The sequence below is a fragment of the Jiella flava genome, assembly GCF_017349315.1.
GTDB lineage: Bacteria > Pseudomonadota > Alphaproteobacteria > Rhizobiales > Rhizobiaceae > Jiella > Jiella flava.
On sequence record NZ_JAFMPP010000016.1, the window covers coordinates 80,100 to 94,065 of the forward strand.

At 65.0% G+C, this 13,966-nt stretch carries 15 protein-coding genes; 13 read left to right on the forward strand and 2 right to left on the reverse strand.

Annotated elements, in window-relative coordinates:
- Nucleotides 1-435: 435 nt before the first annotated feature.
- The 4 genes from J1C48_RS16380 to J1C48_RS16395 all read left to right on the forward strand — a co-directional run bounded on the left by J1C48_RS16380 (nt 436) and on the right by J1C48_RS16395 (nt 5,317).
- Nucleotides 436-1,974, forward strand: coding sequence for a glycoside hydrolase family 25 protein (locus J1C48_RS16380; RefSeq protein ID WP_231081853.1), 1,539 nt, complete (start codon nt 436-438; stop codon nt 1,972-1,974).
- 82 nt (nt 1,975-2,056) lie between these two features.
- Complete coding sequence (locus tag J1C48_RS16385; RefSeq protein WP_207259073.1) at nt 2,057-3,022, forward strand: L-threonylcarbamoyladenylate synthase; 966 nt, start codon at nt 2,057-2,059, stop codon at nt 3,020-3,022.
- 85 nt (nt 3,023-3,107) lie between these two features.
- Entirely contained in the window at nt 3,108-4,565 is a 1,458-nt protein-coding gene (locus J1C48_RS16390; protein ID WP_207259074.1) for an FAD-binding oxidoreductase, read from the forward strand.
- Nucleotides 4,566-4,741: 176 nt separating this feature from the next.
- On the forward strand, nt 4,742-5,317 hold the full coding sequence (locus J1C48_RS16395; RefSeq protein ID WP_207259075.1) for a DUF6101 family protein: 576 nt from the start codon (nt 4,742-4,744) through the stop codon (nt 5,315-5,317).
- Nucleotides 5,318-5,493: 176 nt separating this feature from the next.
- Here J1C48_RS16395 and J1C48_RS16400 read toward each other — a convergent pair whose 3' ends face one another.
- The gene (locus tag J1C48_RS16400; RefSeq protein WP_207259076.1) at nt 5,494-6,321 is read right to left on the reverse strand and encodes a S24 family peptidase; all 828 of its coding nucleotides are present in this window, start codon (nt 6,319-6,321) and stop codon (nt 5,494-5,496) included.
- A gap of 460 nt (nt 6,322-6,781) precedes the next feature.
- Between J1C48_RS16400 and J1C48_RS16405 the strand changes: the two genes are divergently transcribed.
- The 4 genes from J1C48_RS16405 to J1C48_RS16420 all read left to right on the forward strand — a co-directional run bounded on the left by J1C48_RS16405 (nt 6,782) and on the right by J1C48_RS16420 (nt 9,489).
- The gene (locus J1C48_RS16405) at nt 6,782-7,105 is read left to right on the forward strand and encodes a helix-turn-helix domain-containing protein (RefSeq protein ID WP_207259077.1); all 324 of its coding nucleotides are present in this window, start codon (nt 6,782-6,784) and stop codon (nt 7,103-7,105) included.
- Nucleotides 7,106-7,401: 296 nt separating this feature from the next.
- The gene (locus tag J1C48_RS16410; RefSeq protein ID WP_207259078.1) at nt 7,402-8,055 is read left to right on the forward strand and encodes a hypothetical protein; all 654 of its coding nucleotides are present in this window, start codon (nt 7,402-7,404) and stop codon (nt 8,053-8,055) included.
- 939 nt (nt 8,056-8,994) lie between these two features.
- Complete coding sequence (locus J1C48_RS16415) at nt 8,995-9,219, forward strand: hypothetical protein (protein ID WP_207259079.1); 225 nt, start codon at nt 8,995-8,997, stop codon at nt 9,217-9,219.
- A 39-nt stretch (nt 9,220-9,258) separates the two neighbouring features.
- Nucleotides 9,259-9,489 carry a hypothetical protein gene (locus tag J1C48_RS16420; RefSeq protein WP_207259080.1) on the forward strand — a complete coding sequence of 77 codons (231 nt, stop codon included), beginning with the start codon at nt 9,259-9,261 and terminating at the stop codon, nt 9,487-9,489.
- Between the two features lie 2 nt (nt 9,490-9,491).
- Here J1C48_RS16420 and J1C48_RS16425 read toward each other — a convergent pair whose 3' ends face one another.
- Nucleotides 9,492-9,998 (reverse strand): hypothetical protein, encoded by a 507-nt coding sequence (locus J1C48_RS16425; RefSeq protein ID WP_207259081.1) that lies wholly within the window; start codon nt 9,996-9,998, stop codon nt 9,492-9,494.
- Between the two features lie 122 nt (nt 9,999-10,120).
- Between J1C48_RS16425 and J1C48_RS16430 the strand changes: the two genes are divergently transcribed.
- From J1C48_RS16430 to J1C48_RS16450, 5 genes are all read left to right on the forward strand, one after another.
- The gene (locus J1C48_RS16430) at nt 10,121-10,519 is read left to right on the forward strand and encodes a hypothetical protein (RefSeq protein WP_207259082.1); all 399 of its coding nucleotides are present in this window, start codon (nt 10,121-10,123) and stop codon (nt 10,517-10,519) included.
- 591 nt (nt 10,520-11,110) lie between these two features.
- On the forward strand, nt 11,111-11,566 hold the full coding sequence (locus J1C48_RS16435) for an amastin family protein (protein WP_207259083.1): 456 nt from the start codon (nt 11,111-11,113) through the stop codon (nt 11,564-11,566).
- A 270-nt stretch (nt 11,567-11,836) separates the two neighbouring features.
- A complete protein-coding gene (locus tag J1C48_RS16440; RefSeq protein ID WP_207259084.1) occupies nt 11,837-12,532 on the forward strand; it encodes a peptidoglycan-binding protein in 696 nt (231 codons plus the stop codon).
- Between the two features lie 118 nt (nt 12,533-12,650).
- The gene (locus J1C48_RS16445; RefSeq protein WP_207259085.1) at nt 12,651-13,241 is read left to right on the forward strand and encodes a hypothetical protein; all 591 of its coding nucleotides are present in this window, start codon (nt 12,651-12,653) and stop codon (nt 13,239-13,241) included.
- A gap of 23 nt (nt 13,242-13,264) precedes the next feature.
- Nucleotides 13,265-13,693, forward strand: a complete 429-nt coding sequence (locus tag J1C48_RS16450; RefSeq protein WP_207259086.1) for a DUF2730 family protein — start codon at nt 13,265-13,267, stop codon at nt 13,691-13,693.
- Nucleotides 13,694-13,966 lie beyond the last annotated feature (273 nt).

Sequence of the window (13,966 nt, forward strand, 5' to 3'; positions counted from 1 at the left end):
TTCCCTACAGCATCGGCCCGAAAATCGGAATCGATTTTCGGGCCGATGCTGAGGCCGATTCCGCAGCGCAAAACTGTGAAGCTGAACCAAAGCTTAATTCGTCCCTGACCGCTGGCCCCCATACTTACCGATCGCTAAACGGCCCCGGACACCTTGACAAAGCCGGACAGCTCTCTGTTAACCCTTTGCAAAATAACATCTGTCGAATTTGCATCAAATGCGGCACACTCCGCATTGATGGTCATGACAGACGGGTCACGCCTCACCAGACCGGCTTTTGTAACAATTCGTGAAGTGACTTGCCCGCAACCCGCCCGATTTAGCGGGCACAGAGGTAATCTGGCGACAAGAGACGTGAGGCATCAGCGCCTCGGGGAACCGTCTCTGAGAATGGCAATTTGGCCGCTACGGCGACTTCGAGGGGGCTTCGAAGACATGACGAACCAGAGCGCTGCCTTGGCAGCCGCGATGAGTCTCGCACTGTTCCTGGTATCCGGGCTGTTTCTGGCAGGTGTATCGCCGGCGGCTGCTGCCTGGAACGAACCGTGGAAGTCGAAGGACAAAGCCCTCGTCATCGACGCCTATGAATTCAATCCGATCGACTGGAACGAGCTGACCTCGGACAAGCGGATCGCCGGCTTCATCAACAAGGCGTCCGACGGCCTGCCGCCGGAGTGGAACTGCAGCAAATACAAGGACGAGGACTACAAGCTCTGCCAAAATCGCTGGTGGAAGTACTCCGTCACCAAGGAACTGTACCAGACCCGCCGGCAGATGGCGAAGATGAAGGGACTGCTGTGGGGCGCCTACCATCTCGGCCGTCCCGGCAACCCGCGTGCCCAGGCGGATCACTTCGTCGACTTCACGGAACCCGGCCCCAACGATCTCCTCGCTCTCGACATCGAGGATAATACCGACGATTGGATGAGCTTGTCCGACGCCGAGATCTTTGCCGATCAGGTCAAGATCCGCACCGGCCGGTATCCGGTTCTCTACACCAACGGTTCAACCGCCAAATACATCGCCGAACACAAGGCCGATTATCCGCTGCTGTCGCGCCTGCAACTTTGGTATGCCCGCTATCGCGAGGACATCACCGACAAGTTCCCGACTGAGACCTGGCCGTCTTACGCGCTGTGGCAGTTCTCCTCCATGCACAACTGCAACAAGCGGTCCTGCCCCTATCGCGTCAAGGGCGCCAAGGCCGACATCGACGTTAATGTCTCGACCTATGACATCGCCGGACTGCGCAACGCCTGGCCCTTCGACAAGCTGATTAAGGCGCCGGCCGACAATGACGCCAGCGCGATGATCGCCTCGGTCTCACAGAAGACCAAGGATGCCGTAGCCAGCGCCGGCGATCTGAGTGGCAAGTCTGCCAACGAAGCGGGTGCGACCAGCGGTTCGTTGCTCGCGGCCTACGGTCCCTCCGACAGCCAGCCAATGCTCGACCCGCTGGAGATGCTGACCTCGATCGCCAAGGGCGGCCAGCCAAGCGCCCCCGCACCTGCCCAGACCAAAGGTACTCAACAGTCTGGTCCACAGGTTGCTGAGACGCAGGAGGCATCGCCATCGGTTCTGTCCAGCGAAGCCGCAACATCGCTGGTGAACCATGTTCATGCCATCGGCCGTGCGGTGTCGGCCACCGCCCGCAGCCTCGACTCGCTGGTCATTCAGCCGGCCAATGCGGCGATCCGGCTGCCCCTGCAGAGCGCGATCATGCCGCTGCGGGGGGAAACCGGCATCGGCGAGCCCCGCGCCGAGATCGAGCGTTCGCATGTGATGAAGGTGATCGCCGCCGCGCAGGCCGAGCAACGGGCCAACGCCCTGCCGATGCCCGCCCGCGTCCTGTCGCAGCTCGGCCCCGATCGTTCGCCGCGTGGCGGCCGCGTGCTCCAGCCGAAACGCGACGAGTTCGCTTCGCTCGATCCGGCCGACCGGCGGATTTTTCTCGCTTTCGACTCCACCCCCTGAACCGGCTCGATCCGGCCCTTTTAGCGCCGCCTCGGCCCACAGCCCTCTTTTCTTTCGACCTGCGGTCTGCGATCGAAGACGAATGCGGACCGAGATCCTTCCTCTGTCAGACCCGACGGCCGAACCCCGCGCCGAGGCCCTGCTCAAAGCCGGCGCGCTCGTCGCGTTGCCGACCGAGACCGTCTATGGCCTAGCCGGCGATTCCGGCTCCGGGGACGCTGTCGCCGGCATCTTCGCCGCCAAGGGCCGGCCGCGCTTCAATCCACTGATCTGCCATGTCGCCTCGCTTTCGATGGGCCGCAGCATCGCAACGTTCGATGACGTCGCCCTGCAGCTTGCGAGGCATTTCTGGCCCGGCCCTCTCACCCTGGTTTTGCCGCTTGCCGCGGACGCAGCGATCCATCCGCTGGCAACCGCCGGCCTGCCGACGGTCGCGGTCCGTATGCCGCGGGGCGTCGTCGCTCGTCTTGCCGGGCGCCTCGGCCGGCCGATCGTCGCGCCAAGCGCCAATTTGTCCGGCCGCGTCACCGGCACCAGCGCCGACGCCGTCGCACGCGGCCTTGGCGGGCGCATTCCGCTGATCCTCGACGACGGCCCGTCAAAAGTCGGTGTCGAGTCGACGATCATCCGCCCCGATGGCGATCGCCTGTTGCTGCTGCGGGCCGGTGGGGTCGGCCGCGAGGAGATCGCGGCGGCAAGCGGCTTGCCCATCGAGACGCCGGCAAGCGGTGCCCCGATCGCGGCCCCCGGCGGACTTGCCTCCCATTACGCGCCCGCGGGCCAGATCCGGCTTGACGCGCAGACGATCGAGAGCGGCGAATTCGTCATCGCCTTCGGCAGCGACACGCCGAGGGGCCTGGAGCGCGCCGCCGCCGTCGTCAATCTCAGCCCCTCCGGTGATCTCACCGAGGCCGCGGCTAATCTGTTTGCTGCCCTGGCAGCATTCGATAGACCGCAGATCCAGCGGATCGCCGTGACGCCGATCCCGCGAACCGGCCTCGGCGAGGCGATCAACGACCGGCTGACGCGGGCCGCCGCTCCGCGTTGAGTGAGCAGGCCCTGGCCATGCGTCGATCGAAACGAGCGCGGCCCTATCTGCTTGCCTGAAGAGACAAATACCGACGAGCCTCGCCATGACAGCCTCCATCGATCTGCCAGCCGATCCGGATGACGCGCCGCTGTCCGAGCCCTTGCGCAAGCGCTTCGCCGCGATCGTCGGACCGCGCAACGTCTTGACCGATCCAGCCGCGATGGCGCCGCATCTCACCGAGACCCGCGGCCTGTTTCAGGGCAAAGCCGCCATGGTACTCAAGCCCGGCAGCGTCGAGGAAGTCGCGGCGATCGCCAAGCTCGCCAACGAGACGCTGACGCCGCTGGTGCCGCAGGGCGGCAATACCGGCCATGTCGGTGGGCAGTCACCGCGCTCACCCGGCCAGGTGCTGCTGTCGCTCAACCGCCTCGACACCATCCGCGCGATCGACCCGGCCGGGCGCACCATCACCGTCGATGCCGGCGTGGTGTTACAGCGGGTCCAGGAGGCCGCCGAAGCGGCGGATCTGTTCTTTCCCCTGTCGCTCGGCTCGGAAGGCTCGTGCCAGATCGGCGGCAATCTCGCCTCCAACGCGGGCGGTACGGGCGTTCTGGCCTATGGCAATGCCCGAGAATTGTGCCTCGGCATCGAGGCGGTCCTCGCTTCTGGCGCAGTCTATCGTGGCCTCAGGCGCCTGAAGAAGGACAATCGCGGCTACGATTTGCGCGACCTGTTGATCGGCTCGGAAGGCACCCTCGGCATCATAACCGGCGCGGTTCTGAAGCTCTTTCCGCGCCCGGCCGGCCGCGAAGTCGCCTATGCCGGGGTCGCAGACCCCACGGCCGCGCTGGCACTGCTGCGCATCGCCGAGCGTCACGCCGGTGCCGGCCTCACCGGTTTCGAGATCATGCCCCGGCTGGCGCTCGACTTCGTCCTCAATCACATCGATGGGGCCCGCGATCCGATGACGGCGCCGCATCCTTGGTACGTTCTGGTCGAGGTCTCTTCCAGCCGCTCGGGCGAAGACGCGCGGCAGACCATGGAGACGCTGCTCACAGAAGCCTTCAGCGCTGCAACCGTCGCCGATGCCGCGATCGCTCAGTCGCTGAGCGAGGCGAAAGCCTTCTGGCACATGCGCGAGTCGATGAGCTTTGCGCAAAAGCCCGAAGGCGGATCGATCAAACACGATGTCGCGGTACCGGTGGCGAAGGTGCCGGAATTTCTGGATCAGGCGGACCGGGCTGTCCTCGCCGCAATCCCCGGAGCCCGCATCTGTTCCTTCGGCCATCTCGGCGACGGCAATATCCACTACAATATTTCGCAGCCCCTCGGCGCCGACAAAGACAGCTTTTTATCGCGCTGGCGCGAGGTCAATGCCATCGTCCACGGCATCGTCGCCGCGCTCGACGGAACCTTCTCGGCCGAGCACGGGATCGGCCTTTTGAAGCGTGACGAGCTCGCCCGAACGAAGCCGCCGGTGGAGATGAACTTGATGCGCGACATCAAGCGCGCCTTCGATCCAAACAATATCTTAAACCCTGGAAAGCTGATTCAGATTTAATTTAATTTTCGATCTGATAACCCTGAGCAAAGTCAGGAAGACTTAACTGACTTTCTTAGCGCCTGGGCAAGAGGCGCTGTCTATTCTGATCCTATCAAAGGCCGGGACACATCGGCCGAAAGACAGGGTTCCCAAGCCGCGTGACGGCTCTCAGGATAGACAGAAGGCGTCTCAATATGACCAGCGTGCAGAACGTTCAGCCCTCGACCCGACCGGCCTGGGCCGATGCACCTGTCCGGCTCGATCCACGGGAAAGCGATCGCCATCAAAGCTTTGCGACAATCGAGCAGGGTGAAGAGGTCACCTACCGCGTCGATCGGCGCGGGGCGGTGATCCGTCGCAAGCTCGAAGGTTGCGGCCTGCCGATTTCTGTCGCACTTCCTCCCCGTGCGTTCCGTGGCGTTGCCGCCCGGGCGATGGAAACCGAGGAGGGCGAAGTGACAGTGACGCTCGAATTGCATCATGACGATGCAAAATGCACGGTTCCGCTGCTGGTCGCGAGCGATCTTTATGACGTAGCGGCCGATTGGCGTGGCTGGTCGGAGCTGTTCGGGCTGCCGATGCTGATGATCGAAGCCGACGGCAGCGTCGTCGCGCTGGAGGAAACGCTCGGCCAGGTCCGCGCCGCCAGCCCGGCCCCGCGCCGCGCCGCGCCGCATCGTCAGCGCCGCCCCCGCTTCCTCGCCCGCCGCAAGCCCGGCCTTGGCGTGCGTATGATCGTCGAAGGTGAAGAGATCATCGCCCGCCACTGAGTTCGTGCGTCGACATTCCTCTTCGACGCATCGGCCCGGAAATCGATTCCGATTTTCGGGCCGATGCTGTAGCGCGCCGTTGCTCGCGGCGACCTGAAACCCGCGGACGATCCAATGATCAGAACAGGCGAGCCTGTTCCCACAACCGGAACCGCCCCGGGTCGCGACAGGTCACGTCAGAGCGTGTGATAATGGCCCCGGACGCGGCCGACGATTTTGAGTTCATGCAAGTCCGAGGCGGGGATGCGCTCGTCGCGATAACCGGCGTCCTTGTTGTCGCTCGACAAGATCACCGAGCCGTCGCGGGCGAGTTGCACGCGTTTGACCCGCACACTGCCGCCGTGGACCACCGCATAAAGCGCGTCGTCGACGACCCGGTCGATCGACGTGTCGATCACCACCAGATCCTGATCGCACAGGGTCGGCACCATCGAATCGCCCGAGACCGGCAGCACGTAGGCATGGCGGGGATTGACGCCGATGGCCCTCAGATAACTCGCCTGAAACGCCATCAGCCCGCGCACCGCCTCGTCCGCGGGCACCAGACCCGAGCCGGCCGACATCTGCACCTCCAGCCGCGGCAACAGCACCACCGCCGTGTCGGCCCAGTCGGCGCGCAGGGCGTCCTCGCCGGCTGCCTGCGCGCCGCGCAGACGCGACGGATCGATCAGCTCCAGCCCGCCGGTGCGCGACCGGCTGCCGCTAAGACCCCCGCCATCACCCATGTCCCCGCTCTCGCCGCGGATCTGAAACATGTCGCCGCCCTCATGTTCCCGTTGTGTTTCAGGCGGATCCTGACTCGGAATTGCGGCTTTGTCGTCGCTTCTGTCGAACAATGAACGGCCGGCCGAAGCATCTGCGCCGGTCCCCTCCGCTTTGCCGCCAACCACGCCCGCCGGCCGGGGCTCCTCGCCGGTGATCAGCCAACTCACCGGGATCTCCGCCGCCTGGGCGAGGCCCAGCACCACCGACAACGGCACCTCGTCACCCCGCACATAACGCATCAGGGTCTTCCAGCTCTTGCCGGACGATCGGACAGATTTGTCCTGTCCCAGATGGTCCAACACCTGCCTCAGCCGAAGCGGGAACGCCAGATCCAAAGCGGAAAGTCCGTTCCCAGAACCACTTACCGCTGAAACCATCTCATAACTCATTGACCTTAAGGACCTTTTCACCAATCCCGGACTCACGGCAAATTTGCTAGGTGCTGGACAAAAATGTCTGTACGCTTGGACAAATTTGTCCTACACTTCCTCTCGCATCCGTCAACGCCGCCTCTAACAGCCGGCGTTCCAGCGCAAGGACGAACCGATGGCCGCAGCCGACCAGACGCATAGGACACGGCACAGCGCGCATGCCGGATCCGATAGGCGCCCCCGTTCCCGGCCGCAGACTCAGCCGGAGACCATGGCCTCGATGCCTCCCCCATCCATGCTCCGCCCACCCAAGACACTTGCTCCATTCTTGAACCGCTTTCAGATCAAGCCGACGCTGAATCGCCGCGGCAAGATGCTCACCCTGGTGGCGGTCGAAGCCGGTCCGTCGGAAAGGGCCTGCCCTATCGCCCTCGACGGCACCACGCGGGCCGGCGCCAAGGCGCTGTTGCGCTTTCTCAGCGTGCCACGGCCGCAGCTGTTCCCTGGTCTTTATCGCCGACTGCGGACCAAACCGGAAGAACCGATACCAAGCCACGCGGCAGTGCCGCGACCAAACCACCCCTTTGCTGACGAGCCGGCAACGATCGGCGGCCGCGGCGCGACGACAGGCGGCCGGAGCGTATGCCCGTGAATGGATCGTCCGCGCATCTTGAACACCCGATTAAGCCGATCATTTGGATTCGATCGAGCGTGATCGTTTCTCGCGATAATTGCAACTCATATGCGCGCAAGACGCGGCGCCTGCACGACCGGCACTCGCCCTGCCGCCCCGCACCGTGCGCCGCTCGCACGAGCATGGCCAAGGCAAATTGGCAAGCAATGCCAATCCTATGGTCGACTGATGCCGGAGTCGTGACAGGCGCGGCCGGGGCTGGTCGTGGGCTTCCGTCACAGACCCCGGCGAGACAGATCAGGCGCAGTGACGCATTGTTCGCCATGGTAGACGACTCCCTTATTCCGTGTGCCCTTATTCCGTGCGGCCTGGCATTGCAGAAGCTGACGGCATCCAAAGCCGGCGGGAGACGGACCGTGAGCGTGCGATCCGCTCGTCGCCTCGGCCCTGCCAGCCCTCTCAGCCGCGGCCGCTGGCTGCCGATCCTGGCGCAATTCAAGCCCATCCGGCGCAGCCTGCGACGGCCCCGCGCCGCCGCCCACAAGACCTTGACTGCACGCCATAATGACCGCTCCTTCGCCGTCGACACCTGGATCGCCGATGATGTGCTGCATTTACCGATGCGCTCCTTGGAGCGCGGGCAGGACGAGATCAACATCGACGACAGCTCGGATTTTCGCACCGAGGAAAGCCGGCGCCCGTTTGCCGCGCTGAGCATCGAGGTCGGCCATTCCGAACGCTATCACATAGAACAAAAAGAGTACATGGCTCGGGTCATCGGCACCGTTCAGCAAGAAGCGGTCGCGCTGGTGCCGGGCGGCATTGGCCACGATGTCGCCGATCGCCAAGCGAACGAGTCGAGGACGAGCGTTGCCGCTCTCGCCCGGCGCTGGACATCGGGGCTGTTCTCCCTGGCGGCAAGCCGGTTTCGAGCCCCGATGCGCTCCGGCTCGGCGGCAACCGGATGACGGTCTGAGCGCTGACCCCGGCCCTCGAACGGCCGAGGCGCCGGCAAATCCGCAACCCCAGAATGCAATCGGGTCGCAGACGCCGAAAAAAAGCCCGGCAAAACCGGGCCCGGAAGTCAAAACGAATAGTGAGGCTCTCACCATGACTGTCGAATCGCCTCCGGTCAAGGCCACATCGGTCGCACCGCTCGTCAATGTTGCGGCGCTGACGCCGCTGGCCGACGCGCTGAAGCGCTTGCCGCAGATCGCTTCGGAACTCGGCTGCTTCTGCGGCCCGTCCGGATACCGCGAGACCTTTGCCGCACGCTACGCCGGAAATCATCTCGACTGCCTCGATATTGTGGTGCGCCGCTTTTGGACCCAGCGGACCTTCCTCGCCAAGATCCCCGCCGAGCGGTCGGTGAAGGCGCCGCGCGGCGCAGCTCATCCGGAATACGGCGCCGTATTAGAACTCAATCGAGACGAATCGAGAAATCTCGGCGAAACACTTCGCATCGACCGCGAAACCGGGTGGAATAGCCCGGTGACGCATCCCTTCGACGCGCCCGCCGGTTCTGGTTGCAGACCGGCCGGCGTAGCGACCTCGTCCATGCCCCGCACCGGCGGCTCGTCGACCGTGCGTCGTCGCTCTGCCCGCCCGCCACGGCCCGGCCGCCCCTCCGGGAGGGAAGACGTCGGGCATCACCCGAACCAAAGAGGCCATCATGACCGATCAGACAGAGCTTGGACCGCGTTTTTGCGACGGGCCGATTTTGGCCAAGACCCGCGATTATCCGACGCCCTGGCACGGGACGCCGCGGCGGCGGCGATGGCGGCTGCCAAAAGCCACCCCCGCGCGCAATGGGGGGAAGCCTGTCGCGCCCGCACGATCGCACGTCATGGTCAACGCCCATCAGGGCGGCGGCGTGGCAGGGGGCACCCCTCGGGGCGATCGGCGGTATGGCGGGCGCTGAGATGGATATCACCGGCCGCGACCGGCTGCGCCGCGCGCAGGAAGCGCTCAAGGGGATCATCGACATGCTGGTCATGGTCAACCAGCGCAACCTTCACCTGCTCGCCCCCGACCACCTTTCCACCCTTCTGGAACTCGTCAGCGACGAGGTTGGCCGGGCCCAGGCGGCGTTTGACCGGCTGCCGCCTGGGCCGAATCTCGGCGAGGGATAATGCCGCCCGCCCGGCCTTCGCCGAACGGGGAGGCCGGGCATGACACCACTGACCATGATGCATGCCGCCAAGCGCGACCTCGGGCCGGGGGGCGACGACCGCGATCGGGCGCGGCTTGACCCGGCCACCGACAAGACCTCCGGCAAGGCGAAGAGCAATTCCGAGTGCCGCGCCGCCGTCGACGCGTCGCGAGCCATATCGCCGGCCGGCCCGGGCTATTCGGCCTCTGGCCCGGCGCGCTCCAATCCGTTGGGCGGAGCTGGCCGATGATCTCAGTAGCCGTCAGTTTCAGCCGTCGAGATGGGGGCGTAAAACACCCGCATCTCGTCCGCCCGGCGGATGCAGCGCGCTGCAAACTCACTGACCAGCATATCGTGCGTGACGTCGCGCCACAGCACCAGCGTCGTCGCGCAATCGCCGGCGATGTAGCGATCCTCGTGGACCGGCGAGCCATATTGGGACAGAAGCCACTCTGCCGCTCCGTCAAGCTTGGCCGGATCGGTCGGCGCGACGACGGTCATCTTGACGGCGGTGAGCTTGCCGTCGGCGAAATAGAAGCTGAGCGTTGCCGGTGCGCCGTCGGCCGTGGTTCCAAGCACCAGCATCGGCACGCCGAACAGCCGCATGGCGCCGTTGCGGCGCGTGGCGGCGGTCGTCGAGCGGGCCGCGGGCAGCACCGCGCGCACCGCCGCCAGGCTCTCGCCCCACTCGGTCTGCCGCCAGCCCGCCTGCGCCGGCAACACGCCCAAAGTCGCCAAAATCGCGACCGCCAGTCTCATCGCCATGACGCTCCCCGACCCTGGTCCCGGCCCCGGCTCGCCTTCGCGATTATAAGCAAAACAAATCGTTCTGTGAAGAAAGCCAGGGAGCCGATAACTGCTAGCGGCGGGAGGGCCGCCGTATGAGCGAGCGTCTCGAAGACGAGCTCCTGGCGCTGCTCGGGCCAGCGGATTTCGTCCGCCTGGTCGAAGCCTTCGGCGGCGAGCGGCGATATGTGCCGAAGCGCGACGACGACACTGAGATCGCCCAGCACCTCGGACCGGCGGCGGCGCGAAAACTCGCCAGTGCCTTTGGCGGTGATACCATCGCCATCCCCCTCGCCCGCGGCTACCGCGCCGCCCACTACCGCGCCGCCGCGCTCAACAACCGCCAGATCGCCAAACGCCTCGGCATCAGCCTCAACGGCGTCGAAAAAATCTTCCGTCGCACCGCCCAACGCGCCGCCCAACGCACCGCAAAGCCCAAACCGAGCCGCCCACCCGCTAGCCAACGCGGCCTTTTCGACCCGGGCAGCTGTTGAGACGCACGGCGGCGGGCAGTTGGGGAGCGACGCCGGCAACTGGCCGCCACCTTGCCGCTGCAATGCCGACATCACTGCCGGAAAAGAACGAGACGGCAGACGCGGCTAAAACGACAAGCGGCGGATCATGATAAGCGATAAGCCGCAACCGCGAGAGCAACCCGTGAGATGGCTCAGCGCTTGGTCAAAGCCCTGTCGTCAAATACTCCCGACAAGCGGAGGCTGAGCGGACACCGGGCTTCGACCCGCCTGTCGATTTCTTTTGATTTCCGTCCTACCTTCAACTTAGGTTGGCCACGCTCGATCACTGATCGGCGTGGCTTTAGGTTTTGAGGGTTCGATGCTCAAATTATCGAAAAACGAGCCGAAAGTCCGGGTTCACCATCATAGCTGGGGCAACGACGCCGATTTCTGGTCTTCGGACGGTTCGCCTGGATCGAAATTCGCCGCAGATGTCACCCTCGATCCGAGCGCCGTTTATGCGGCGTGGCGGCATTTGTCGGAAAGCACCCTCGCCAGAGAGATCGGGCTTTATCCCAAGGCCGTCCATCGTGCCTTTAAATTGGCCTTACGGAGCCGAAGCCGGGCGCAATGACGGATGATGACGAGCCGCGCCGACCGGAGCTTCTGCTCCCGAAAGAGGGCGCTCTACCGCCCAATGTCTACGCGGACATCGCGGCTCAGATCAATCAATATACCGATCGCCCGGATCTGCTTCTCGAAACCATCGAGCGACACGACCCCGGTTTCATCAAGACGGTAAACGACGAAGCCAAGGCGTTTCAACGAATATTTCGCCTGTCGCGATTCCGCTTCGGGCGCTTTCAGGCGTACACAGCGCTGTCGATTTCCGTTCTCGCCGCCGTCGCGATCTTCGGCATAATCGCCTATCTGGCCTTTCTTGGAAAATTGACCGTCTGGATGATTGTGGCTTTCGCGATTTTCTACGCTGTCACACAATCCGGCATCGGCGGCTTTCTGAAGATCGCGCAACACTTGGCTGAACTGCTCAAATCCTTTGGCGGGAAGGGCGGACCGACAAGCTAGGCCTCTATCTCCCGCACAATCCCCCATCCCCGTCCTTCCCCATCTCGCCATCTTCGGCTCGGGGCCTGGGATGACAATTGTGAGGGGCGGTGGTGTGTGCTCGCCAGCGTGGTGAACGCCGAGGCAGCACAAGAACCCCAGTATCATGTGAGCAGCAGCGACGTCGGCGCCTGACCGCGCCCATCCCGCACCGGACATGTCCGGACTGATGCCACCACGCCGCTTTGCCGCATGGTGAGTGCCAAGCTAACGACACGGGCGAGGCAGGGCGTGGCATATATCGAATGGTTGCAGGCCCGGTTGAACGCCCATGGCGCCGCGCTGGTGGTGGATGGCGATTGGGGCCGCGCCTCGATCGCCGCGCTCAAGACGTTTCAGCAGGGCGCCGGGCTCGCCGTGACCGGCACCGCGACGGCCGCGAGCGTTGCCGCGCTGAGGGCCGCCCCTGCCGGACGCACCGGGGCGGTGTCGGTGCCGCCGGCCGAGACCATGCCGCCCTGGATGGCTGAAATCGACCGCCGCCGGGGCTTGAACGAAATCCGCGACAACGCCGCGCTGACCGCCTTTCTCAAGATCGGCCGTTTTCTCGGCAATCCGAAAAACCTGCCCTGGTGCGGCGACTGCGTCGAAAGCGCATTCGCCAAGGCCCTGCCGGAGGAAGTGCTGCCGAAAAACCCGTTCTTTGCCCAGAACTGGGCCGGCTTCGGCCGCAAGGTGCCCGCCATCGTCGGCGCCGTCGGGGTGATCCGCTGGTCGGCCCGCGCCGGCCATGTCGGCATCGTCGCCGGGCTTGAGGGCGATACCGTGGTGCTGCTCGGCGGCAACCAGTCCAACGCCATCAACTGCCGCGGCTTTGCCCAGCGGAATTTCATCGCCTTTCGCTGGCCCATCAGCTTTCCGATCCGGCCCTATCCGGCGCTGGCGGGCACCGCCCCAGCGCTCGGCAACCTCGCCGAGACCCGCTGATGCGGGCGGCGGGGCCGCGTCAACGAGACGGCAGCCGGGCCCGATCCGGCGCAATCGGGCCGGCCGCCGGTGGCTTTCACCCCGCTTTCAAACCTGCTTCGAAAAGGACATGATTGCGATGCGCATCCCGCTTCTTTCCTTCGCCACCCTCGCCGCGCCGATGGTGCTGCTCGCTTTCGCCGACAGCGCCATGGCCGCGACCCTATCGTTTTCCGGCAACGGGCTCGATCTCGGCCCGGTCGCGACCCAGCTGATCGATTTCGGCGCGCCCCTGGCGCTCGCCGTTGTCACCGGCCTTGCATCCGGCGCCTTCGCGCTGTTTCGCAAGAAGACCGGCTGGCAGATCGACGGCGAGGTCGGCCGGATCGTCGATCAGGGCCTCGCCCGGGCGGTGGATTTTGCCGCCTCCAAGCTGAAAGACCGCGCCTCCGGCGGCATCCCCTTGACGATCAAAGACGAGGCGGTGCGCCTCGCCGCGCGCTATGCGTTCGAAAAGCTGCCCGAGGCGCTCAAGCATTTCGGCATCACCGCCGATTACGACCGGCGCCTGGCCGAAATGATCGAGGCCCGGATCGCGGGCTGGCTGGTCGAGCCCGCCGCAGACACGCGCGGCGACGGCGGCGGCGCGGGCCGCGCCAGTGGCACGGCGGAGGTGACCCAAACGGCTCCGTCCACCCTTGCGCACACTCCCCCGGCAGCCCCGGCGTGAGGCCGGGCGACATGGCTTGATTCATGGAATGGTATGATGCCGTCTTGCGGCTTTTGTCCCCCATCGTTGCCGTGGCGGCGCTCGTCCACACGGTCATCTCGGCCAAAAGCCGCGCCGCCAAACAAGATCAGGATCGCTTGGAAAAACGTCTGATGCGGGTCGAGGACAAGGCCGACGAGGCCGCCGGCCTGAGCCACCGGGTCGGCACCTTGGAGCAGAACCGGATCGGCGATCTCGACGTGGTGCGCGAGGCGATCGACCGCCTGCGCACCCGCACCCAGAGCCTGGAGGAAAATCTCCGCCACATGCCGACCAAGGACCATCTGCGCGACGTCCAGGTCGAAATCGCCCGGCTCGGCGGCCGCATCGAAGCCCTCACCGAACGCCTGCAGCCCCTGGCCATGATGGCCAGCCGCATGCAGGACCAAGTGCAGAAGGACGCCCAGCGGTAGGTGATTGATCCCAGAATTTGATGCTGCAATCTCTTCCACCGCATGGAAGGAAGCACTAGGGCCCAAATTCGTCGCGGGAGCGCCGCGACCACGCACGCAGTCCGAGCGGCAATACAGCGATCGCAAGCTTCGGCTGTCAATGACCGCTGAATCGGGACCCTCTATTTTCATCTAAAAAGGACCCCGGTTTTGGGGATGATGAAGGGCACGGCGGATAGCGCCCGATCAGGCGGAGCTGGTCAGGGTTGCACAGCCTGATCGGGCGCGACTGGT

Bases quoted from the DNA above. Each gene is read 5' to 3' on its own strand.
- J1C48_RS16430 (WP_207259082.1), top strand. From the start codon at position 10,121: ATGAGCGAGCGTCTCGAAGACGAGCTCCTGGCGCTGCTCGGGCCAGCG.
- J1C48_RS16445 (WP_207259085.1), top strand. From the start codon at position 12,651: ATGCGCATCCCGCTTCTTTCCTTCGCCACCCTCGCCGCGCCGATGGTG.
- J1C48_RS16435 (WP_207259083.1), top strand. From the start codon at position 11,111: ATGACGGATGATGACGAGCCGCGCCGACCGGAGCTTCTGCTCCCGAAA.
- J1C48_RS16390 (WP_207259074.1), top strand. From the start codon at position 3,108: ATGACAGCCTCCATCGATCTGCCAGCCGATCCGGATGACGCGCCGCTG.
- J1C48_RS16425 (WP_207259081.1), bottom strand. From the start codon at position 9,998: ATGAGACTGGCGGTCGCGATTTTGGCGACTTTGGGCGTGTTGCCGGCG.
- J1C48_RS16380 (WP_231081853.1), top strand. From the start codon at position 436: ATGACGAACCAGAGCGCTGCCTTGGCAGCCGCGATGAGTCTCGCACTG.
- J1C48_RS16415 (WP_207259079.1), top strand. From the start codon at position 8,995: ATGGCGGGCGCTGAGATGGATATCACCGGCCGCGACCGGCTGCGCCGC.
- J1C48_RS16395 (WP_207259075.1), top strand. From the start codon at position 4,742: ATGACCAGCGTGCAGAACGTTCAGCCCTCGACCCGACCGGCCTGGGCC.
- J1C48_RS16385 (WP_207259073.1), top strand. From the start codon at position 2,057: ATGCGGACCGAGATCCTTCCTCTGTCAGACCCGACGGCCGAACCCCGC.
- J1C48_RS16420 (WP_207259080.1), top strand. From the start codon at position 9,259: ATGACACCACTGACCATGATGCATGCCGCCAAGCGCGACCTCGGGCCG.
- J1C48_RS16450 (WP_207259086.1), top strand. From the start codon at position 13,265: ATGGAATGGTATGATGCCGTCTTGCGGCTTTTGTCCCCCATCGTTGCC.
- J1C48_RS16400 (WP_207259076.1), bottom strand. From the start codon at position 6,321: ATGCGTTATGTGCGGGGTGACGAGGTGCCGTTGTCGGTGGTGCTGGGC.